Here is a 22,795-nt window from a genome sequence, read left to right as displayed (position 1 = left end):
TGCCTTTGATGTTTGCTCGCAGATTTTGATGGATCATTTCTCCGGGAAAAAATCTTTGGTTTTTGCTAATCACCAGTGACCTATTACATGAAAAAAATAGATTTGAATTAGATATGCATAAAATCTTCGTCAATAAACATATCCCCCCTTCCGCAAAAGCGGAAGGTCTAAAAATAACAAGCATTGCTAAAAACGTTGTCTTTAGCATACTTTCAGGCGGCCTTACGTTGCCCCGTTGCCTGAACGATTATGAAAAAGTCAGTTAATCCGAATTCGGTTATATTCTTCCTCAGTTTTCTCCACTCCGCCTAATTCCTCTTGAAGTTTTTCTTTATAATTTGTAAATTTCTCACTAAGTGAATCTTTACCAACCAGCTTCTCTGTATCAGCGTGAAGCTCATCATGTAAATAACGAGTAAATGAGTTCGCATTAATACCTGAAGTGTTGACTATTTCATGTGTTGCTTTTAATATTTCGACCATAGGCTTGTCCTGCGCAATCATTTTTAGTAATTTGTCCGCTTGTTCCCTTCCATACGAACCATAAGACCAATTAGTGAGTCGCCAGCCTGAAGCGTTTACACTAGACCATTGTAAGTATTTTTCTGCAGCTGTTTTTACTTTCTCTATGGTTTTACCGATTTTTTCCTTTTCTGTAAATATTTCTCCAATTTCTAGCCTTTTCTCGTCAATCTTTTGTTGAAGTGCAAGTTTATCTTCTACCTTAGTCAACATATTTTTAAACTGCTCAAGCTTTCTTAATTCTTCGAGTAGATCATTCTTGCATTCTTTGACCTCTGTCATCGTTTTAGATTTTGCTATTTGTTCGGGTTTGATGGCATTACATTTTTTAGTCAATAACTCAAAAGCTTCTTTTTCCTTTAATGCAAACGTAGATTCAATTTGTATTCTGGCCTCGTCAATCTTTTGTTGAAGCACAATTTTATCTTCTACCTTAACCAAAATATTTTTCTGCCCCTCAAGCTTTCTTAATTCTTCGAGTAATTCATTTTTACATTCAATTGCCTGTCTCATTGTTTTAGATTGTGCTATTCGTTCAGGCTTAATAGCATCACAATCTTGAACCAACACAGACAACGGATTGGTTAGTAGCTCAAATGATCTTACTGCTTCAGCGTTTTTCAATAAAGTTCCATCAGGTTTTAAAAACAATCCTCCAGGGTTGTCTTTTGTGCGCATATATTTATTGTTATAAATTGTATATTCTTCTTTAGCCAATGCTTGCATCACCCCTAGTGGTAGCCCAGGAATTTTTTGTTTGTATGTTTTTTCGTCTGTATGAATACGATTTGGCTCAGAAGGAGGGCCTTCAAAGTTTTCATTAAGTCTTGCACCTATAATTGCATTTTTCCTACTTGGGAAAGTATCTATAGAGATTGTGGGTTTACCTTTTCTATGTACTTCTATCCACATATGTTCCGGAAGAAGTTGCCCATGGCCTATATCTAATCCATCATTGTTACCCCCGCCCCCATAGCCACCACAAAGATAGACAGTGACATTTTCTTCATCCATCGGTTGTCCACAGTGCCTATTTGCGTGACGACCTAATTCGCCCATAATTGTAGTTCTTATATTTTTAGTATCTAGGCCAAGATCTATCTCTAATGATTCAGCTGTAGTTGCCAAATTACCCATGTTTTCTAAGGCCCAATAATCACCATCATCCAATCTGCCATCTGCAGCAAACCTAAAACAAGCAATTGCATCTATTGTATTTCTATGATCAGCATATTTCTCCTGATGTTCTCTTATTTTTTCATTCATTAAGTTAAAAAAACCTTCTTTATTGATTTTTTGCTTTTCAATTTCATAGTTTTTTTGCAAACTACGCCAAAACAGTTCCATCATCTTGTTAAGATTTTCTTCATTAGGTTCGCCCAATTTACCAGTTTTCATTTGGTTGTAATATTCTATTATTGCTGGCTTAAGCGTAGAGTACAGAGATCTCGTGAGATTATTTGTACTTATGTAATCAGTTTGTCCAGAATTAAGCACAATTGAGTTAATTGTTTCATTTATTGCCCCTTCAAATTCGCCCCATGTCTTTATATCCACAGTAATCTCCGCATTTAAAAACATATAATATAATGATAGCAAAAAAATAAATTTGTTGAGGATTTTCAAGTTTCCTTAGCTTAACCAGATGAATTTAATGATATTTTTAAGAAAAATATATCTAATTTTTGCTAACCGTCTGAAGCATTAGCATTTTAAGATAACGTACGAGTAATTTTTTAAACTCAGAACGGTGTTTCATGTACAACACCGTTCAAATCGTTTAAAGAAAATGAGGTCTGTTATACCCATTCTAAAGCAGAATGTGAACGTTCAAAGTAAGTTTGGACTATACCTTCTGTTACCAAATCAAGGCGAGCAGGATTCCATTTGGGATTCTTATCTTTATCAATTAACAAAGCCCTCACTCCTTCATAAAAATCATTTCCATGCATAAAGTGACTCACGATGTCATAATCCATTTGCAAACATTGCGCTAAAGTTAATCCCTTGGCTTTTTGCAATTGAGCTAAAGTAACTTTCAAACTTAGAGGAGATTTCTTTGCCAAAGCAGCATCAACATCTTTAGCCCATTCCTCGCCAGTATGTTGTAAGGACTCATGGATCATTTCAACTGTTGGATGTGCAAAACATACATTAATTAAGGGTTGACCTACCTCTTCTGCAGAAGAAACCATAGCAAAATCCTGCAAACAGCGATCCACACGTTCAAATGCTTCTTTTGACAAATCTTCATTCATTAATGCATCAAACAAAACAGGCATTTGTTCTGAAGATACTATTTTTTTGACTAAACCTGCCTTCATTGCATCCAACGCACCCAGTCGATTACCCGTCAAACCTAAATAAATACCTAGAGATCCAGGACATCGTGTCAATAAATAACTTGCCCCAATATCAGGAAAAAAACCAATACCTGTCTCAGGCATTGCAAAGACCAACCGTTCACTTGCTATGGGATGACTACCATGCATGGAAATTCCTACTCCCCCACCCATGACAATTCCATCAATTAAAGAAATATAAGGTTTACCAAGATGATGAATAAAGTGATTTAACCGATATTCATGCCAAAAAAACTGCATTTGCTCTGCATCGTTTACTTGCCCAGCAAAATAAAGTGAACGTATATCTCCACCGGCACAAAAAGCATTCCCAGGCACCGCACGTACAACTACAGCATGAACAGCCTCATCTTCTTTCCAAAGACCTAATTGTCTTTGCATTTTAAGAATCATTGTTAACGTCAGGGCATTAAGTGCACTAGGTCTATTTAAAGTAATGACTCCTAATGAACCCTCTTGTGTAAAAAGTACTTCATCAGTCATAGTCACTTTCCTTCAAATTTTGCTACTCGTTTATCTAAAAATGCAGTTACTCCTTCGTGCTTATCCTGAGAAGCGCAGACTTTTGCAAAATGAATTGCTTCTAAATGTAATGCATCGGCCAAAGATAAATCATAACCATGATCAATCACCTCCATAACACTTGCTATCGCAAGTGGCGCCATACTTAAAATTCCTTGTAATATATTTTTTCCTTTTTCTAACAATACATCAAGCTCAACAACCTCGCTAACTAAACCCCACTGTAATGCGGTTTCTGCATTAATAAATCGACCAGTTAAACACAAATCCAAAGCGCGTCCTTTGCCGATTAATCGTGCTAAACGCTGTGTTCCACCATAACCAGGAATAACTCCAAGTTTTACTTCAGGCTGGCCAAATTGTGCCTTAACTGAAGCAATTCTCATTGTTGCAGAAATAGCTAACTCGCATCCCCCACCAAATGCAAATCCATTTACTGCTGCTAAGGAAGGTTTTCCTAAAGTTTCCAAAAGTCTAAATACTTCTTGCCCTCGACATGCAAACTCATACCCGGTTTGCGCGGTACATTCAGCCAGTCGGTTAATGTCAGCGCCAGCACAAAAAGCTTTTCCATTACCAGTAATCATTAATGCTTTAACCTTCGAATTGGTCCTGGCATAACTAAATGACTCCGCTAAGGCATCTAACACCTCGCTACTTAAGGCATTCAATTTTTCGGGTCTATTTAAAGTTAACGTTAAAATTCCCTGATTATCTAACTCTTGTTCTATTAAGTTCATCAATTCACTCCTTTTTTATTAGCACAAAAAGTGCTCCTCATCTAAAGTCGCCTTAGCTACAATTTCCCGCATAATTTCATTAGTACCCTCAAGAATTTGGTGAACCCGTAAATCCCTGAAGATGCGCTCAATCTGATAATCACGTAAATAACCATAACCACCGTGCATTTGCATTGCTTTATCACTGATGCGAAATGCAACATCCGTAGCAAAACGTTTAGCCATAGCACAATACATTGGAACATTAGGATCATTTTTGTCCATAGCATTTGCTGCTCGATAAACCATTAAGCGGGCCGCTTCATAATCAGTGAGCATATCAGCAAAATAAAAACGTAATGCCTGCATTTCTGAAAGTGGCTTTCCAAACTGTTTACGCTCATGCATGTATGCCTGAGTCAATCGTAAACAAGCAAGAGCCCCTCCTAAGGAGCAAGATGCGATATTAATTCGCCCCCCGTTTAATGCATTCAATGCAATTTTGAATCCCATACCTTCATCACCAACTCGGTTAGCAATTGGTACACGACAATTTTCAAAATAAACAATACACGTAGGTTGACTGCGCCAACCCATTTTTTTTTCTAATTTGCCAAAGCTCAAACCCGGAGTATCTTTTTCAATGAGCAAACAACTTATTCCATGATGCGATTCATCACCAGTACGAACCATACACAAATAAACATCACTCACTGAACCACCTGAAATAAACGCTTTTGAGCCATTAAGAACGTAATAATCTCCATCCTTTATCGCTTTAGTTTTTAAAGAAGCAGCGTCCGAACCTGATTCAGGTTCCGTTAAGCAATAACTCGCTAATACTTCCATTGCGGTTAATTTGGGTCCCCATTTGGTTCGTAAGTCAGAGCAGGCATACCGATCCACTAGAGAGGTCACCATGTTATGAATCGAAAGATAAGCACTCGTGCTAATACAACCTGTTGCCAATTGCTCAAACAACAATGCAGAATCCAAACGTGTTAATTGCGCTCCACCAATATCCTCTCGCGCCATCATTCCCGCCATTCCTAAAGCCGCTGCTTCACGCAAGATCGCAATGGGAAAATAATCATGCTCATCCCAATGATCTGCCATAGGCGCTAATTTCTCACGAGCAAAATCAGCTGCCATCTCTCTGAAAGCCAAGTGCTCGGCTGTGAATTTAAAATCCATAAAACTATCCTTAGAAAAGTGGTTTCAAATGTACTATTATTGCGAATTTTTATCATCCACGAAAGATATATGTTCCAAAAACTACCCAGAACGTTTTATGAGCGCGACACAATTATTGTGGCCAAAGCCCTTCTAGGAAAATACCTTATACATAATAGAGACGGAATAGAATATATAGGAAAAATTGTTGAAGTCGAGGCTTATTTAGGACAACATGATCTGGCTTGTCATTCCTCTAAGGGACTTACCTCGAGAACAAAAGTGATGTTTGGCCCCGCAGGTTACGCTTATATTTATTTAATATACGGGATGTATTATTGCACTAATGTGGTTACAGAAACCGAAGGCACAGGCTCAGCAATATTACTACGTGCCATCGAACCCATTAAAAACGTCCAAGGAAAGACGCAGGGCCCTGGGTTATTATCAAAAGCAATGCATATTGATAAGCAACTAAACCAACATGATCTGACAAGTGATACTCTTTATATTGCTGAGTCAAGTTCCCCCCAAACTTTTACAATTGTTGAAAAAGCAAGAATTGGTGTTCATTATGCAAAAGATTGGGCAGACAAATTACTTCGTTTTTACATAAAAGAGAGTGCTTTTATTTCTAAACCATGATGATATACTGCGCACAGTACATCATTGTAATTCTTTGGCGCTTGTAAGAAAAAAATAAGAATAAGCACATGGAAACTATTGTAGCCCCTATCACTCGCAAGACTTTATCAGTACTCAAAGAGTATTTTGGGTTTGATTCCTTTCGAACACCTCAAGAAGAGATCATCAATGATGTCATTGTTGGCAATGATGTTCTCGTTTTAATGCCTACTGGTGGAGGAAAATCACTATGTTATCAAATACCTGCTCTCATAAGGTCGGGTGTTGGTATTGTTGTTTCTCCGCTAATTGCACTTATGGAAGATCAGGTAACCGCTCTGCGATTACAAGGAATCCGTGCTGCTTACTATAATTCTTCTTTAACCAGTAAAGAAGCAAAAAATGTATTAATTCAGTTGCATAATGGGGAATTGGACTTGCTTTACATTGCCCCTGAGCGCCTTATCAATATATCGTTTTTAGAGCGATTAAAGGAATGCAATATCGCTCTATTTGCAATAGACGAAGCACACTGCATTTCCCAATGGGGGCATGATTTTCGTCCTGAATACGCCGCTTTAGGTGTTTTAAAAGCCCAATTTCCTTATGTTCCGATTGTTGCTTTAACTGCAACTGCAGATAGACAAACTCGTCAGGACATTGTAGAAAAACTCAACTACGTACCCAATAAATATATTGCTTCATTCAACCGTCCTAATATTCATTATAAAGTAGTACCCAAAATTCATGCGTTAAAACAATTAAACCAGTTTTTACGCTCAGTAGAGCAACAATCAGGAATTATTTATTGTGGAACACGTAATAGCGTAGAAAATCTAGTCGAAAAATTGCAAACAACAGGTTTCAAGGCGCGTGCTTATCACGCCGGGCTTTCTCACGATGAACGCAAAGAGGTGCAAACTTTATTTAGATATGATCGCATCGACATTGTAGTTGCCACAATCGCCTTTGGAATGGGAATTGATAAACCTAATGTCCGCTTTGTAGTACATTATGATTTACCTAAAAATATCGAAGCTTATTATCAAGAAACTGGCCGTGCTGGAAGGGATGGATTACCCGCTCAGACGCTTTTACTTTATGACGCAGCAGATAGTGCCCGACTTCGCTCATGGATTGTGAATAACCCTCTTGATGAGCAACGATATGTCGAAACCAATAAACTGAATCATATGCTCGCTTTTGCCGAAGCATCCCATTGTCGTCGTCAAATTTTGTTGCGTTATTTTGATGAGTCTTCTGAGACAAAATGTGAATATTGTGATGTATGTGATAATCCACCTATCACTGCTGATGCAACTGAAGATGCGCAAAAATTTTTATCATGTATTTATAGGTTACGGCAAAATTATGGCTTAATGCACACCATAGATGTATTACGGGGTAGCACTTCTGATAAAATAAAACAATATGGGCATGAGCAACTAAGTACTTTTAGTATTGGCAAAGACAAATCCATCCATTATTGGAAACAACTTGCTTGGCAACTTATTCATAAAGAATATTGTATACAAGACATGAACCATTTTAATGTGCTGAAATTAACCCCTAAGGCTATTCCATTGCTTAAAGGTGAGGAAAAAATTTTTTTAACTCTGCCTAACAAGGAGCCTCAGCATGATAAAAGGAAAAGTAAAGAGCGACGGCCTATCCAATCCACAAACAGTCCTTTATTTGAAATGCTACGTGTTTTAAGGCGTAAACTTGCTGACGAAGAAAACAAACCACCCTTTATGATTTTTAGCGATGCAACCCTACATGCCATGACGGAAGTAAAACCTCAAAGTATGGAACAATTACTGACAGTACCTGGTGTTGGACAACACAAATTAGCTCGTTATGGAAGTCAGTTCCTCAACGCATTAAAAGAATATACGGAATAAAAAAGAGAATCTTGGAGTCTTGATGGTGCAGCAAGATTTTCAAGAGAGCGCGTAAGGTCGTCTGTTCTCTCCTCATCAATAGCTTCTATAGCCGATAATTCAACCCGAGGCCCCCGCCCCACCAGCGCGCCTGCCATCGGAGCTTCCCCCGCGCCGCACGCCCACCAGGTGTTACGCAATATTGCAAATGAAATCCCTAGCCCAGAATTGGAACCGAAAGATAGCGGAGTAAACCATGCATCATAGGTATTGGTCACGCCGTTATAAAATCTAAGCTGTCGTTCTAAGTTAGCAGAATTAGATGCATCCAATAAGGCATGGTTATTAACTACATCTTCAAATGAACGCCTGGGATGACAATATTCCTGAGCAATATGAGCAGGCACCTCTCTTTGGGACAAACCAACTTTTATCCAGAGTGTATTCAGTTCATCCCAATCCTCTTCAGTTTTCCTGGGACTTTGCTGATACGCCTCAATATAAGCGCTTAATGCATTCTTTAAGGGCGTTAAATCAAAATGTGCGTTCCGGTATTCTATTCCCTTTTGGGTATAGACAAGACCTCTGGGTTGCTTAAATAGGCCTCCTACGAGTTCTTCGATGTTTTGCACGCGTTTCAGGATAATGGCTTTGGTCTGGTCATCCATATACCGCTCCAGCATCCGACACATATGCGTGTCTTTGGCCCAATAGGCGTATTCATAAGCGGTGCAGTTAAAGCTTCTTCCTGAGTAGTCTGTAAAAGGAATTTTTCTTGTGATGAGAAGTTCTTGAGCCTGTTCAACATCGTTTTGGAGTAAACTTTCAGCCTCGTTTTGTTCGCCATAAGCCACATGTTGCAAGAATTGCTTGGCGTCTATTTGAGTTTTGAAGTCGGGTCTTTCTTGTTTGAGTTGCGCCAATAGTGCTTTTTTGAGCGTTAAGTCTTTGTAGCTATTGATTTGTTCGTATAAGGCTTGTAATTCCTTATGACTCATGCTGCATGTATCAATCACCACATCGTCTTGAACCAGAACATTTTTATGAGGAATGTTTACACCGATGCTACGTGCACCACTTCGTGCTTCTTCTAAAGGTTGAATTAATTCTTGGGGTACATCCAATAAAGGAGAGTTCACAAACTTAGCAAAATTCGTACAGATAGACCCTTGGTGTATTACAAAATCACCTTTCTTTTGCGTGTCTAGCACGAAAAACTCATCAAAATGAGGGGAATCTTTGATTTCTGTATAACGCTTTGCAAAAATGTCTTTGATGCTGTTGATGTCTTCCTGAGTGAGCAGATGGGTTATGGCTAATTCGCTTGCATGCTCATTCATCCAAAACACACAGGCTTCTTCTATGCTTTGGTTAGTTTTTTGCGCTTGAGCTAGGCGTTGCGCAAGGTTAGCGCTCAACTTGGGGTGAGCATCCAGAATTTGCCCAAAATTAGTGCTTGAGCTAATGATTCCTTGAACGATACAGTAGAAGTTGGTGATGCCTAGCAAAAACTGGGTAGCTATGGACCATTGTTCCGTATGAGTTAAACGGTTGAACGGAGATTCGATGAGGATATCGAATAAATTGCTCGCACAGTATCCGAATAAGGCCCTCATATATTCTTCGGGACTTGTTGCTTGAGGATCGAAATCCATAGTCTCATTAATCTCTTGTTGATCAATGGGGCTGCCTTGTTGAGTTTTGCTAAAATCAACGTCTACGTTCAATAGGGCCTGTACCGTTTTTTTCAGGATTTGCCTTAAGTGCTCAAAATCAACAGGCACATGAGGCAGCTTCAATTGCGCTAATACCTGTTGAATCACTTGAGATTTCAAATCCTTGGCTTTAAAGGTGAGTGGAGTATACGCTTGGATAAGCGCTTGTTGTAATTCGGATTTAGAGGTGTATATCTGTCTTGGGACACTTTTGTGCGCCACACTAAATATGGGGTTAGCAGCCTCTGAGCGTAGGTAGCCATCTTCCTCTGTAGGGCGTAAGACTATACTGTAAAGATTGGAGTTTATCCTGTCTTGCATTAATATTTCTAAAGGCCTTGGGTAACTTGGAAAGCCTGTATCGAGACAGTTTAATTCTTGGTGCTTTTCCACAAAGATGAGTATCTTTAAATAGGCATCAATTTGACTCAATCTTTCTTGTTTTTGTTTGACAAGTGGTACGTCTGCTCCAAGAAGGTTGAGGTCGCTTTCCAGAGCTTCTTTGTATGCTAATAACTCCGCTCTGAGGCTGGCCTTCTTATTTGAATTGCTTCCTTTGTCAAAAAACTCTTGTAGGGCATAAACCGCTTTGCAGGTGTTGTCTAATCCAATGTTCGTACCACTGACGATTGGCATGAACACGTGGACTATGTTTTCAGGGCTAATGTACAGGTATCTGGCAAATAGAGCTTCTTTTAGGGGCAGTTTCATGATAATTAATTGATTTTTATTTGATTATTATGCTCCAAATATATCATTTCCTACCGAATAGTTCTATGTTATTGGGAATGACATCATGCTCAGTTTTTATGTATCACCACTATGCATCCTCTGCTTTTGTAAGAGATAGATTTTGTGATCCCAAAAAACATTCCTGTTGAATTCACTTAAATTTTCATACGCTATACTCAACTTAAAATAGATTGAAATTAAGGATTAAAATTGCCTTTCTCTTATGAAGAGGAAATGATATTTCTTTTTGAAGGAGCACTTAGAGCTATACCTTTTAATATAATTTTAGCTTTATTATTAACTTTAGATCTGTTCAATAATAAAGCGCCTCCTCAATTAATTATCTGGATCTTATTTATTATCGTAAGCAGCATCATCCGATGGATTTTTTGTCATTATGTCATGATAAAACATCTGTATATGACTCCTAAGATTCTAACGCTTTTTGTTCTCTTAACTTTTCTTATGGGAGCTATCTGGGGATCTTGTTATTTGCTTATGCTGCATCATATTTCCATACTTCAAGAATTTATCATTATTTTAGTATTGGGCGGAATGAGTGCAGGGGCAATTGCCTCATTATCAGTTTATCTGCCGGCTTATTATGCTTATATATTGCCTATGTTTTTACCTATCATTATCTATAACTATTCAACATTCGACTTTGATAGAGCCATACTGGCTACTATGTTTTTACTTTTTGTAATCATGCTTTTCACTTCCGCAAAAATTAATAATTTATTGTTAAACAGAGTTTTTCGTTTATCAAGAGAAAAACAAGTATTAATTGATGACTTGCATCAATTATCCATAACAGACTCATTAACAGGCTTATACAATAGGCGTTATTTTGAATCAATTTTAAAAACAGAATGGGGAATAGCGCAGCGTAATCATTTTTCAATCATTTTGATATCAATCGATGTAGATAATTTTAAATTAATTAATGATAATTTAGAACATCCTTATGGAGATCATTTTTTAATTTACATCTCAGAATTATTAAAAAGTTCTTTTCGCCGCTCTAATGACTTCATTTGTCGTATTGGAGGAGATGAGTTTTCAGTCATTCTGGTAAATCAATCAGTTAAAGAGTCTTTAGTTCTTTGCGATTTATTTAATAATAAATTCAATCAAAATAAACCTCAAGAAAAGGAAATTATGAGACAAATAACTCTGAGTATGGGAGTTGCATGGATAAAATCAAATTATAATCTTCAAATTGAAAAACTCATTACTTGCGCAGATGAAGCTTTGTACCAAGCGAAAAATAAAGGTAAAAATAAAGTGGAAGTAATTGCATTAGATTAACGTGAGTATCATAATAAGCGATGGCTTTACTTCAATTCGTTTTCAGCCCGAACTGTTCAAACAAAGACTGGATATAAAAAGATTTTTTATCTTACTCACGCCACCCGACATAAAAAATAAAGTGATTTTTATAAAGTCGCCAAGTATCAAAATTAATAGGTATAACAAATTTGTTGATTTACATTTACTACGTCCTCTTCCGGCTTGACAGGAAGATCCAATTTCTTTGCTCATCAATGGATCTTTCGGTCAGGCGATGGATGACGAAACTCTAGCGTAATAAAACGTCAACAATACAAAATCCGAAATTACCTACTATTATCCTTGATAACAACATAATTCCCGCAATATTGCTGTTGCATAAGAACCGGCAGGAAGAATAAAAGACAGCACCACTAGATTGTTCTGAATGAGACATTTAAGTTGTTTTACATGCAGAATATTCGCACGCCAAGCCTCCTCTAATCCTAAAAGCTCCAAACCATTCAACCATGGTTGCCAACTGGCATAAATTTTATTGATTAATTCCAAGGCATTATCTCTTACTTTATGTTTACTTATTCCTGGTAAAGGACTTGCAGGAGAAATATCTTTATCTTTAATTCGTTGTAATAGCTCCTCATTAACCTCATCAATAACAAAAATACTATTAGAACCACTAAGCTGCATTACATCGCCAGGAAGAGGTATATTCCAACAATTATCTATAACACGTTGCGAGAGAACTAAATTATAAAGCCATGAACGTGCAGCAGAACTATATATACCTTTTAAAAACCGATCCTTAACTTTATGGCCATGCACCAACATTTCTTCAGCTCTAGATAAATTTCCTGCTTCACGACCAAATCGTTGCTCACCAAAATAATTTGGAACCCCAAACTCTTTAATCTGCTCGATACGCTGCTGTAAGTCCTCTAAATGAGAAACTTCTCGCAAATGTATAATAAATTGATTACCTGTTAAAAAACCTGGTCTTAGTTTTTTATGATGGCGAGTACATTCTAAAACTCGCCAACCTGATGCGGCATAATGCTCAATTCCTGGAATGACTTCTCCTGGAGCATGAACGCTTAACCATTGTGTTGTCAACGCCTGCTTGTCTTTTAAGCCAGCATAACCAATGGATTTTATTGGCTTACGCAGTAATTTTGCTAATGATTTAACAACTTCCTCTGTTGTTAAACCTCTTTTTTCAATTTTAAGGAGAATATGTTCTCCCTGACCCGTAAATGGACTATCAAAAAATTCATTTACTTGAAAATCTTCGGGAGTATTTTTAAAAACTGCTGTGGACTTCGGTAAACCATAAACTCGTGACCAATCTAATGAATACATCTAAAACAACCCTTCTCTGAAAAAACTATAGCGCTAATTGTCTTGTAAAAAGTGTATAAATCAAATGATTTTCAGTGCATACTTAAATAATTGTTATTGAATGGATGAATTAACAATGAATTCGACATCTTCTTCTATAAAAAAGGCTGTATTTCCTGTAGCTGGTTTAGGAACGCGATTTTTACCGGCAACAAAAGCAGCACCTAAAGAAATGTTAACTGTAGTTAATAAACCCTTAATTCAATATGCTGTTGAGGAAGCTTATGCTGCTGGTATACGCGAAATGATTTTTGTCACCTGCCATAACAAAACAGCCATTGAAGATCATTTTGATCTTGCCTATCAATTAGAAAATGAGCTAAGAAACCATGATAAAAATGCACTCTTATCTATAGTTCAATCCGTTACTCCTCCGGATATGGAGTGTTTTTATGTTCGTCAGGCAAAACCTCTTGGACTAGGACATGCCGTTTTATGTGCCGAGAAAATTATAGGTAATGACGCATTTGCAGTAATTCTAGCTGATGATTTAATGACTGGGCAAATACCGGTTATTAAACAGTTGATCCAATTATATGAAACATACGGTCATAGTATTATAGCAGTAGAAAATGTACCCAAAGAATTAACCGAATGTTATGGCATTATTCAAGGTGTCCCATGGAATAATAACATTTTGAATATACATCATTTAGTAGAAAAACCGAAACCAGATCAGGTTTCATCTAATACAGCTATAGTGGGACGCTATGTTCTTACACCAGGGATTTTTGATAAAATTAGAACATTACCCCACCAAGAACATAAAGAAATTCAATTGACTGATGCAATCAATGGTCTGCTCCAAAAAGAAACCGTTTTAGCTTGCCTGTATGAGGGAAAGCGTTATGATTGTGGTAGCGTACTTGGATTTTTAAAAGCAAACGTAGATTTAGGAAAAATACATCCAATCGAAGGTGAAAGCTTTTCCAAATGGCTTATAGCACAATAATTAATTAAGTTTAAATAGGAAAGTTATGGAACAACTCACACAAAAAAACGCTTGGAAGAAGCTCGAAAAACTTGCAAAAAGAGATAGCGTAGAAAACATTGAAATAAAAAACCATTCTAAATCTGCAGCTAATATTACTCTAGATTACAGTGGGCAACAGGTAAGTTCTATAATTATGGATACTCTTTTTGACCTCGCCAATGAGTGCCTGCTTTCCGAACACATAGATGCATTAATGAGTGGTAAACCCATAAACAACACTGAAAATAGACCCGCTTTACACACAGCTCTTCGCGTCCCCGAAGGTGAAACAATATGGATAAATCAACAGAATATTGTTCCTGAAGTCATTAATGCTCGAAAACAAATGTATGAGATTTCAACTAAAATCAGAAATAAAGAATGGCTTGGTTATTCTGGAAAACCGATTACTGATATCATTAATATTGGTATTGGTGGTTCCATGCTTGGTCCTTTCTTTTGCATTAATTCACTCAGTGATTTAGTAACAAATCAATTGCGATTCCATTTTATTTCTGACATAGACCCTCAGGCTTTTCAACGTGTTGCAGCAAAACTTAATCCAGAAACCACGCTTTTTATTATTTCCTCAAAATCATTTACTACTCCAGAAACCTTAGCGCATTACCAACAAGCATTGAAATGGGTTAAGTTACAACAACATCTTGAAAAGCACTTTATTGCAGTTACTGCCAATGTAAAAAAAGCACAAGAAATGGGTTTTACTACCATTCTTCCTATATGGGATTGGGTCGGTGGACGTTATTCTTTCTTTTCTGCGATTAATTTGATTTCTTGTATTGCAATTGGTTGCGACCATTTTTCTGAAATCATTTGTGGCGCGCATGAAATGGATATTCATTTTCGCACCGCAAATTTTGCAAATAACCTGCCTGTATTATTAGCATTACTTGGCATATGGAATATTAATTTTTTAAACACGAATAACTTATTATTGATGACCTACACCCAAGATCTCCAACATTTTGTTTCTTATCTGCAACAACTTGATATGGAAAGTAATGGAAAATCAATCAATAAACAAGGAAGAAAAGTAGATTATGCAACTGGCCCTATTATCTGGGGCGGCTTAGGCAATCATGCCCAACATAGTTATTATCAGCTTTTATGCCAAGGAACACACAAAGTAGCAGCTGATTTAATTAGTGTTCAAACCTACGAGGATGATGTAATTAACAAAATATGCCGTGCTCATAAAGAAGTACTCACCAAAGGAGGGAACCCAACAGATAATCCTTATTGTGCTATCCCTGGGCAAATGCCTATAAATCTTCTTTCATTAGCAGATTGTTCCCCCAAGACTCTAGGCTCTTTAATTTCTTTATATGAACATAAAATTTTTGTACAAGGCACTATCTGGAATATTAATTCATTTGATCAACCTGGAGTTGAAAGTTCTAAGGAAATAATTCGACAAAATAATTGGATTAGCTAATACTTTAATCAGATTGGTTTTTTTGTTATTGCTAACGTACACCCAAAGCAGTTTTACTTAGATCAAATGATGAGCTATTGTTTTTATTTTGACTTCTATGGATTCTTGACATCAACATGTTCCTCTTGTATCTTTCTTGAAAGATCAAAATATAGGTCAATATGATTGAAAATAAATCTATTTCTATTTTAGGTACGGGCCACTTGGGCAGCGCATTTGTACGCGGACTTATTAAAAGCGGATACCCGGCAAATTTGATTACTCTTAGTAATCGCACCCCTAATAAATCGGAGCAATTAGCCAAGGAATTAGAGGTTTTATCTGCAAAAACAAATATTCATGCAGTTCAAGATACAGAAATTATTATTCTTGCAGTAAAGCCTCAATTTATGAAAGATGTTTGTCAGGAAATTGCCCCAACGCTCCAGAACAAGAATCCTATAATTATTTCTTTAGCTGGTGTCATAGATATAAACAGCATTTCTCGATGGCTTAACAATAATGAACTAAGCATCATCCGAGTCATGACGAACACTCCAAGTGAATTTTGCAAAGGAACATCAGCTTTATTTGCTAGTCCATCAACCTCATCTGAGCAAAAATTATTGATTGAGGCTCTTTTTAATAATGTAGGTTACACGTTTTGGGTAGATCAGGAATCTATGATAGACACACTTACTGCTCCTATTGGTTGCGCACCGGCCTATATTTTTCTATTTTTAGAAGCATTGCAAAATGCAGCGATAAGTAGAGGGATTTCTGCAGAGTTAGCAGAAAAAATTTCATTGGAATCTCTATTTGGCGCCGCAGAATTAGCAAAAAAATCCGGTCGTTCCTTTGCCTACTTACGAGAAAGCGTCACTACACCACAGGGCGTTACAGCTTATTCTTTAGAAAAGCTGTCTATGGACAATTTTTTTGATATCTTCAAGAAAATTTATACAGATGCAGAAGAACGTATTGAACAAATTTCACAAAAGCTACCATCAGAATAAACATAACAGAACATCGACTCAGAGGGACTCCATTCCCTCTTGAAACTATATTCCTCTCTTTTACCTAGGTGTTAACTCTGATAAAGGTGTTTCATCGTTTTGAGCTTGAGAGGCTCTCGTTGCGAACAACCGGTTAGGATTCTGGGCGAAATGTTCCACTGGTACTGCTGAAACTTGTAACTTATCAAAAAACTCCATCATTAATCCGCCATGTTTAAATAAATGGGATGTTAAAGTTGGCGTTAATTCAAAAGCTTTATCCACCAGATTAATGAGGATTAGATTGGTTGCAAAAGAAGAACCATATTTTTTGGACAGGTAGTTTTTAAAGTCTTGCTGTTGTTCTGAACTAACATTAAGGTTTTGTATTATTTTCGTATCTTTTTCGCTCAATGCTTCTCCATCAATGCCTTTGTCCCAAACTTCTTTAATGGCACCACCATTGCTTGAATTAATTGCTTTTTTGAAATGTGCCACCAAAAATTCATTGATTTCCGCTTTAATGACTTCTCCTGTAACCAACTTCAGCAACGGATGTCCGAGGACTGATTGAAAAAGCCTGCGCTTTACCCCGGAAAAACAGCTGGGGCGATCTCCTTCCAGATCATCGTATTGTTCAAGCTTATTGTTTTGGTTATATCTACTTTGATCCCAATTGTGCGCACGTCCTATGTGAGCCAATTCATCGATAAAATGTTCCAGACGAGTTTCCAAAGTGTACTCATCAATACATGGGGTATCCTTATCGATAACAGCCAAATACAGAAGACTGATGAGCGACTGATACTCTTCAAAAGTGGACCAACGCTCGGTACGGGTATCGTTGATGTAGATATAACTGGCATGCTCATGCATCCAGGAATTGGGCTTGGAGAGATAACGCCAAGCAGTATGCGCTTTGTTTTGATAGTAAGCTTTGAAGGCTTGTGCGGTTTGTATTGGGTCTAAATGAAGTGAGGTAAAGTCATTCCATGCCATAGGTAGGATTAACTCATGACTATGTCCATTTTTTTGGATGGTGATCGTGGCAGGATGAGCTTCATAATAAGCTTGCAAAGTAGCGCGCAAATCGTTCATCACCTGAGCAGCCCCTGCTTGTTTTAACAGTGGTTGATAACGGTTAGTAACTGCTTGCAACTGCTGCTGCTCGCCTTGGGTTAAAGCGGTCATGGAGGATTCACGGTCGGCAGCTAGCGCGTGCAAGTTAAGTTGGCCGTGTTGTTCACGACGATAATAGTCGTTTTGCTCTGCCAAAGTTCGCACAGCAGGAATATTCAATAATAAGCTTGCTGCCCCCTGGTTACCTACAGATAAAGCCAGGCGCAGTAGTTCGTTAGATTGGTAGGGTGTCACTTCTGTATGCGCCAAAGCTTTAACCGAAGGAATGTTCAGTAAAAAGCGTAAATCATCGATGCAACCAGCATCATTTCTACGAATGAGATTGCGAGCTATATAAAATAAAAATCTCGCTTCATCAGGTGATGCAACATCAAAGACTGCATCCAAACTCCTTGCCTCAGTTTCCTGCTGTCTGACGCGAAAGGCGTTTATTTTTTGCATCACAAATAGCCAAACGCAATTTTCACCGTATTCTTCATGAGCTTCTATTCGTGCAAAGGTACTTGTATTTGCATGACTCAATAAATAGTGCATTACCTCATATTGTTTCTTGTCCGCAGCTTCTACAAAAGCAGGGTAAATTTGTTCTTCCAGCCTATTTTTTAACGGCCCAGATGTTTTTTCTTTCAAGTACATCAAAACATCAAGTTTTCCAAAGCGCGCAGCGCCTTTAAAGGCAGAAAAGTCATTGGCTTCAATCATTCTCTGGAATAAGTCATTAGTGATTTTTTCTTCAAAAAACTTTAAGACATCGAGATGTCCTCCTGAAGCGGCCCAAGAAGCGAGGAGGAATTTGCTGTCATAAATTTTATCTTGCAGTTTTCCTGGTTGTTTTTTATCAAGATACTTAAGGACATTCATATGACCATACATAGCTGCGGATTGCATAGCATGGAAATATTGTGCTGCAATCATTTCTGCAATCTTATGAGGCGCCAACTCCTCCAAATATTCAAGTATTTCCAAATGACCTCTACCTGCCGCGTTGCGAAAAGCCGCATAATCTCTTTGTGAAATAATAGAACATAAATCGATTACTTCTCCTTTATCAGATGCCTTCAATTTAATATTATCTATAAGATAAGTTAGGGTCTTAATATGTCCTCCTAGGGCTGCTCTTTGTATTCTTAAGGAGTAATTTTCAAAGAGCGTGTTTGAATAGGGCTCTTGTTCGGAAAGCATCTTTAATAATTCTAAATTTTTGGGGCTATCTCCCAACATGACTGCAAGATCAAGTAAATCCGAGTAATCCAAGCGTAAATACATTCCAATTTCAATCAGCTCCCTATTGCTCATGGTAGGATGACTCAATGCTATAGCCATCCATGTTTCATCTCTTTTTACATGCCTATTACATAATTTACGTTTTAATTGCTCATTGGGTGTATCCATTAATTCAATAGTGAAGTCGGAAACTGAGATCCAGCCTTTAAAAACTTCAATCCACACTTCCTGCGGAATCATAGACGCTAGTGGGTGTTTTTTTACATCATCGTAGCCGAAGAAATTCATTGATATCATACCTCTGGTTAACTAAAACAGTCGCAATTTAACCAAAGTGAGATTAAAATAACCAATGAGATGTATTTATATGTGATATCAAATAATTTGATAATTGGATTAAGTTACTAAAGTACCTTTTATAAACTAAGAACTTTAATCGATTCCTGAAGCTTACTTGGCCACCTATCTTGAATGAAAATACGTTCCAAATACTTACATAGCCTCTATACTCTGCTTTTGGAGCCATTTTGTCCAACCAAGACTCAAATCTGATTTTTCCTCAAGATTTTTAAATTAGACTAAAAGACAAGCAAAAGAAGTTGATCCAAGGCAAGTGTTCTCGAGTACGTTTATTTTAACGTTGCGAGCGTTGGCCAAGCAATCCAGAACGCTGTCATATTGAGGATTTGGACTGGATTACTTCATTTCGTTCGCAAGAACACACTTGTTTTTTATTCTGACGCTAAAAAAATGACATGCCCTGTGTGAATGTTTACGATCCAAGTTGAATTTAATTCAGATAAAAGATAAATTGTTTATCCAAAACTAGATACTGGTCTAACCCACGGATGCAATTTTGCCAAACCTGTTGGTAACTTGCTGACACGATGTTGCGCTTGGACTTTATTTTGATATTCCCCTAAAGTGAGCACATACCAAACACCTTTTGAATTAGTAATACGTCTTAATTTAGCATTTTGAACAAGTAATTTATTCGTCTTACGAAAATGCTCAATGTGTTTTTTATCATGGCTGGCAGTTAATTGAATTGTATAAAGATTAGTAGCTGATTTATGGTTGGATTTTTTAGCTGAAGATTTGGTCAATATCATTTGTTTTTTTGACGAAACTTTTTTCAGTTTCGATGCTGAAACATGTTTGGCCGGCATTTGATGCTTTTCGGCAAGCAGATTTTTTGCAGGTAATTTGGGGATAACAACTACCTTATCCAAAATTGCCTTAGTATCACTAGGCATTTCATCATCTGGATCCTCGAAAACTTCCTTTTTAGGTAAGGAAGAGTAAACCAATTGCCGAGTAGACGAGTCTTGCCAAGAAGCAATATAACTCTCTAATTTTTCAGGCAATTCGGGTAGCTTCATTACGATAGTTTGTATCTCTTCGCTATGAGTAGGAGTAGCCAGGCTGTCCTTGGAAGGTAAGAAATGAAATGCTTGAGATAAATAAAATCCTAAAAAACCAGCAACAAGTACCGTGCCTGCAGCAATTCCTGCTGTTTTTACTACCTTGAATATGTCTTTTTTCTTAGGAGGGGTGCATTGATTTACAAACGTCTCCAAATCATTATTGATTTTTGCCAGATTGCCCTTAGTTAATTGATAAAATTGTTGAAATTGGGCATCACTCAGAGGTTTACTAATTAAATGCGATGCCATCGCACGCTGTAATACATAAGTTCTTGCCTCACTTTCATTTAATGTTCCTAATTCTATAGTATGAATAAAATTATCACTTAAAGAAGCTCTTAAATGATTTAGCGATGCAACTATTGAATAATCTGAGAGAAAACATAAATGAAAAAAACTGTAATTCTCTTGGCTTTTTATCGCAAACAAAACTTCCTGAATTAAATCATCAGGCAAATACTGCGCATCATCTATCAACAACAATACATGTGATTGCTGCTCATTAATTTGCTTTACTATTGAAATTATATCCGTATTTTCATCGTGGTTAAGCTGCAATTGGGTTGCAATATCTTTTATCAGGTTTTCTTTATGATAAGGAGGTTTAATCACTATAGAAGCTGATTTGATTTGTTGGTCCAGATTATTTTGTAATAAAGTACCAAATGAGGTTTTACCCCCTTCTTTTTCAGATAATACGGTAATGAGCACATTGTTAAAAAGAATCAAATGATTAATGAAGTCAATTTTTGCCAACCAAGATCCTGGTTTAAACAATACTCTTGGTTGGGTTTCAGCCTTTGCTGCAGACTGAATCATTCCCTCTGTCATTTTTATTCTCCTCTTACAGCCGCAACAAGTGCATGATACAAACTGTCTTCTGTGATTCTAGCTTCGAGATAACAACTACCAGGACTTTTAATCAAGATAAAGCGTAATCGATTATTTTTAACTTTTTTATCCAATCGTATTAATTCTATAAGTTTTTTCAGGTTTATAGAGCTTGGGATTTTATGAGGCAAACCAGAATGTATTAATATTTGCTCAATTTGTTCTACCAATTGTTCATTGATCAATTTCATTTTATAAGAGAGGACCGCTGCGCAATAGATACCTATAGCTACTGCTTCACCATGCAACCACTGTTGATAATGGGTGTATGCCTCTAATGCATGAGCAAAAGTATGGCCAAGATTGAGCAATGCACGTTGACCTGATTCTTTTTCATCGTTTTGAACAAATTCAGCTTTAATTTTGCAACATGTAGCGATTAATTGAGGTAACTGCGGGTTATTAGCAGTTAATCCCTTTTGCAATGCAGCGCACAACTGTTTGTAGAACTCACCTCCAGCAAGTAATCCATACTTGATCATCTCAGCAATTCCTGCACGAAATTCTCTTTCTGGAAGCGAGCTTAAAGTAGCTAAATCAATAACCACTGCTTGGGGTTGATAAAAACTACCAATCATATTTTTTCCTAAAGGATGATTGATTCCTGTTTTTCCACCAATTGAAGCATCGATTTGCGCCAACAAAGTGGTCGGTATCTGCACAAACTTCACCCCTCGTTGGTAAGTTGCGGCTGCAAATCCTGCCATATCACCTACCACGCCCCCGCCTAAAGCTATAAGCGTAGTATCTCTATGATGTTTCTTTTGTATTAACGTATCATAAATCGCAAATAAACTTTGTTGATTCTTATATTGCTCACCATCTTCTAAAATCACTACATCACATTGAATTGCAGCAAAAGCAGTTTGTATCTGTTTTAAATAAAGTGAAGCAATGGTTTGATTCGTAACAATCAAAACCTGTGAAGAAATCACCAATGTTTGCAAAAAATTCAAATTTTGCAAGCCATTTCGACAAATAATAATAGGATATTGATGTTCGGTTAAACAAACATCAACCTGCTCATAAACTTCAAAGTTCGCCATAAATATATTTTATTATATTATTTGCAACTGCTTTAACCGTTAGCTTATCAGTTTCAAAACTAACATCAGCTAACTCATTGTAAAAAGGCTCCCGCTCATCTCTTAATGATTCTAATCTTCCTTCAAGATCATTCGTTTGCAGTAAAGGACGCTTAGTATCTCGCTTAGTTCGTTCAAACTGCTGCTGTAGCGACGTTTTAAGATAGATTACGGTTCCACGCCCTGCTAATGCATTTCTGTTTTCAGGAGTGATTACCACACCACCGCCAGTTGCTAAAACAATGTTGGTTTTTTGAGTTAACTCATCAATAACTTTTTGTTCACGACGTCTGAAACCTTCCTCACCTTCAATATCAAAAATCCATGATATATCAGCACCAGCCCGTTCCTCTATAACTTCATCCGAATCAAAAAATTCTAACTTGAGCTCCTTTGCCAAAGCACGACCTATTGTGCTTTTACCAGCACCCATAGGCCCGATGAGAAAAATATTTCGTACTTTAACTATGCTCATTTTTTATTACATACCTCTTTAACTTTAAAGTCATTAATTCACAGATTGGATTCTAAATAACCCTTTTTGACATCAATACAAAAGACATCATCTTTATCAAAAAACAGTAGGTTATTGACACTCAACCCTAATTGTACCTCTCGTAGTAAAAATTCTCGAACAGTATTCTACAACAAATGGACATATTTTATAACCATTTACTTTTAATC

General features: G+C 37.2%; 16 protein-coding genes. 6 read left to right on the top strand and 10 right to left on the bottom strand.

Features of this window, described 5'->3' with window-relative positions; genetic code table 11:
* Positions 1–258: 258 nt before the first annotated feature.
* From Lsan_RS01200 to Lsan_RS01185, 4 genes are all read right to left on the bottom strand, one after another.
* Positions 259–2,079 (bottom strand): hypothetical protein, encoded by a 1,821-nt coding sequence (locus tag Lsan_RS01200; RefSeq protein WP_058512718.1) that lies wholly within the window; start codon positions 2,077–2,079, stop codon positions 259–261.
* Positions 2,080–2,321: 242 nt separating this feature from the next.
* A complete protein-coding gene (locus Lsan_RS01195) occupies positions 2,322–3,368 on the bottom strand; it encodes an enoyl-CoA hydratase/isomerase family protein (protein ID WP_058512717.1) in 1,047 nt (348 codons plus the stop codon).
* Positions 3,369–3,370: 2 nt separating this feature from the next.
* Positions 3,371–4,147 carry an enoyl-CoA hydratase/isomerase family protein gene (locus Lsan_RS01190; RefSeq protein ID WP_058512716.1) on the bottom strand — a complete coding sequence of 259 codons (777 nt, stop codon included), beginning with the start codon at positions 4,145–4,147 and terminating at the stop codon, positions 3,371–3,373.
* Between the two features lie 18 nt (positions 4,148–4,165).
* Positions 4,166–5,320, bottom strand: coding sequence for an acyl-CoA dehydrogenase family protein (locus tag Lsan_RS01185; RefSeq protein ID WP_058512715.1), 1,155 nt, complete (start codon positions 5,318–5,320; stop codon positions 4,166–4,168).
* A 69-nt stretch (positions 5,321–5,389) separates the two neighbouring features.
* Between Lsan_RS01185 and Lsan_RS01180 the strand changes: the two genes are divergently transcribed.
* Together Lsan_RS01180 and recQ are read left to right on the top strand one after the other, a co-directional pair.
* A complete protein-coding gene (locus tag Lsan_RS01180) occupies positions 5,390–5,944 on the top strand; it encodes a DNA-3-methyladenine glycosylase (protein ID WP_058512714.1) in 555 nt (184 codons plus the stop codon).
* 68 nt (positions 5,945–6,012) lie between these two features.
* Positions 6,013–7,827, top strand: coding sequence for a DNA helicase RecQ (gene recQ, locus Lsan_RS01175; RefSeq protein ID WP_058512713.1), 1,815 nt, complete (start codon positions 6,013–6,015; stop codon positions 7,825–7,827).
* On the opposite strand, the gene Lsan_RS01170 is transcribed toward recQ, so the two are convergent.
* Positions 7,791–10,232, bottom strand: a complete 2,442-nt coding sequence (locus Lsan_RS01170) for a hypothetical protein (RefSeq protein WP_058512712.1) — start codon at positions 10,230–10,232, stop codon at positions 7,791–7,793. The two genes, recQ and Lsan_RS01170, sit on opposite strands and share 37 nt — an antisense overlap.
* A gap of 231 nt (positions 10,233–10,463) precedes the next feature.
* Here Lsan_RS01170 and Lsan_RS01165 point away from each other — a divergent pair, with 231 nt between their 5' ends.
* Positions 10,464–11,564 carry a GGDEF domain-containing protein gene (locus Lsan_RS01165; RefSeq protein WP_065236265.1) on the top strand — a complete coding sequence of 367 codons (1,101 nt, stop codon included), beginning with the start codon at positions 10,464–10,466 and terminating at the stop codon, positions 11,562–11,564.
* 318 nt (positions 11,565–11,882) lie between these two features.
* Here Lsan_RS01165 and truD read toward each other — a convergent pair whose 3' ends face one another.
* A complete protein-coding gene (gene truD / locus Lsan_RS01160; RefSeq protein WP_058512711.1) occupies positions 11,883–12,902 on the bottom strand; it encodes a tRNA pseudouridine(13) synthase TruD in 1,020 nt (339 codons plus the stop codon).
* Between the two features lie 115 nt (positions 12,903–13,017).
* On the opposite strand from truD, the gene galU reads away from it, so the two are divergent.
* The 3 genes from galU to proC all read left to right on the top strand — a co-directional run bounded on the left by galU (position 13,018) and on the right by proC (position 16,365).
* Positions 13,018–13,893, top strand: coding sequence for a UTP--glucose-1-phosphate uridylyltransferase GalU (gene galU / locus Lsan_RS01155; protein WP_058512710.1), 876 nt, complete (start codon positions 13,018–13,020; stop codon positions 13,891–13,893).
* A 25-nt stretch (positions 13,894–13,918) separates the two neighbouring features.
* Positions 13,919–15,370, top strand: a complete 1,452-nt coding sequence (pgi, locus tag Lsan_RS01150; RefSeq protein WP_058512709.1) for a glucose-6-phosphate isomerase — start codon at positions 13,919–13,921, stop codon at positions 15,368–15,370.
* Positions 15,371–15,531: 161 nt separating this feature from the next.
* Positions 15,532–16,365, top strand: coding sequence for a pyrroline-5-carboxylate reductase (gene proC / locus Lsan_RS01145; RefSeq protein ID WP_058512708.1), 834 nt, complete (start codon positions 15,532–15,534; stop codon positions 16,363–16,365).
* Between the two features lie 60 nt (positions 16,366–16,425).
* Here proC and Lsan_RS22575 read toward each other — a convergent pair whose 3' ends face one another.
* From Lsan_RS22575 to aroK, 4 genes are all read right to left on the bottom strand, one after another.
* Positions 16,426–18,996 carry a hypothetical protein gene (locus Lsan_RS22575; RefSeq protein WP_058512707.1) on the bottom strand — a complete coding sequence of 857 codons (2,571 nt, stop codon included), beginning with the start codon at positions 18,994–18,996 and terminating at the stop codon, positions 16,426–16,428.
* Positions 18,997–19,523: 527 nt separating this feature from the next.
* A complete protein-coding gene (locus Lsan_RS01135) occupies positions 19,524–20,966 on the bottom strand; it encodes an ATP-binding protein (protein ID WP_058512706.1) in 1,443 nt (480 codons plus the stop codon).
* Positions 20,967–20,968: 2 nt separating this feature from the next.
* On the bottom strand, positions 20,969–22,072 hold the full coding sequence (aroB, locus tag Lsan_RS01130) for a 3-dehydroquinate synthase (protein ID WP_058512705.1): 1,104 nt from the start codon (positions 22,070–22,072) through the stop codon (positions 20,969–20,971).
* Positions 22,059–22,586, bottom strand: a complete 528-nt coding sequence (aroK, locus tag Lsan_RS01125; RefSeq protein ID WP_003632469.1) for a shikimate kinase AroK — start codon at positions 22,584–22,586, stop codon at positions 22,059–22,061. The genes aroB and aroK overlap by 14 nt, the downstream gene beginning before the upstream one ends.
* Between the last annotated feature and the right edge of the window lie 209 nt (positions 22,587–22,795).

The sequence above is a fragment of the Legionella santicrucis genome (assembly GCF_001468135.1).
Lineage (GTDB): Bacteria > Pseudomonadota > Gammaproteobacteria > Legionellales > Legionellaceae > Legionella > Legionella santicrucis.
The sequence above is the reverse complement of the archived record's forward strand: the minus strand, read 5'-3'. Positions and strand labels throughout refer to the sequence as shown.

Bases quoted from the DNA above. Each gene is read 5' to 3' on its own strand.
- recQ (WP_058512713.1), top strand. From the start codon at position 6,013: ATGGAAACTATTGTAGCCCCTATCACTCGCAAGACTTTATCAGTACTC.
- Lsan_RS01135 (WP_058512706.1), bottom strand. From the start codon at position 20,966: ATGACAGAGGGAATGATTCAGTCTGCAGCAAAGGCTGAAACCCAACCA.
- Lsan_RS22575 (WP_058512707.1), bottom strand. From the start codon at position 18,996: ATGAATTTCTTCGGCTACGATGATGTAAAAAAACACCCACTAGCGTCT.
- Lsan_RS01180 (WP_058512714.1), top strand. From the start codon at position 5,390: ATGTTCCAAAAACTACCCAGAACGTTTTATGAGCGCGACACAATTATT.
- Lsan_RS01190 (WP_058512716.1), bottom strand. From the start codon at position 4,147: ATGAACTTAATAGAACAAGAGTTAGATAATCAGGGAATTTTAACGTTA.
- Lsan_RS01185 (WP_058512715.1), bottom strand. From the start codon at position 5,320: ATGGATTTTAAATTCACAGCCGAGCACTTGGCTTTCAGAGAGATGGCA.
- aroK (WP_003632469.1), bottom strand. From the start codon at position 22,586: ATGAGCATAGTTAAAGTACGAAATATTTTTCTCATCGGGCCTATGGGT.
- proC (WP_058512708.1), top strand. From the start codon at position 15,532: ATGATTGAAAATAAATCTATTTCTATTTTAGGTACGGGCCACTTGGGC.
- Lsan_RS01195 (WP_058512717.1), bottom strand. From the start codon at position 3,368: ATGACTGATGAAGTACTTTTTACACAAGAGGGTTCATTAGGAGTCATT.
- aroB (WP_058512705.1), bottom strand. From the start codon at position 22,072: ATGGCGAACTTTGAAGTTTATGAGCAGGTTGATGTTTGTTTAACCGAA.
- galU (WP_058512710.1), top strand. From the start codon at position 13,018: ATGAATTCGACATCTTCTTCTATAAAAAAGGCTGTATTTCCTGTAGCT.
- pgi (WP_058512709.1), top strand. From the start codon at position 13,919: ATGGAACAACTCACACAAAAAAACGCTTGGAAGAAGCTCGAAAAACTT.
- truD (WP_058512711.1), bottom strand. From the start codon at position 12,902: ATGTATTCATTAGATTGGTCACGAGTTTATGGTTTACCGAAGTCCACA.
- Lsan_RS01170 (WP_058512712.1), bottom strand. From the start codon at position 10,232: ATGAAACTGCCCCTAAAAGAAGCTCTATTTGCCAGATACCTGTACATT.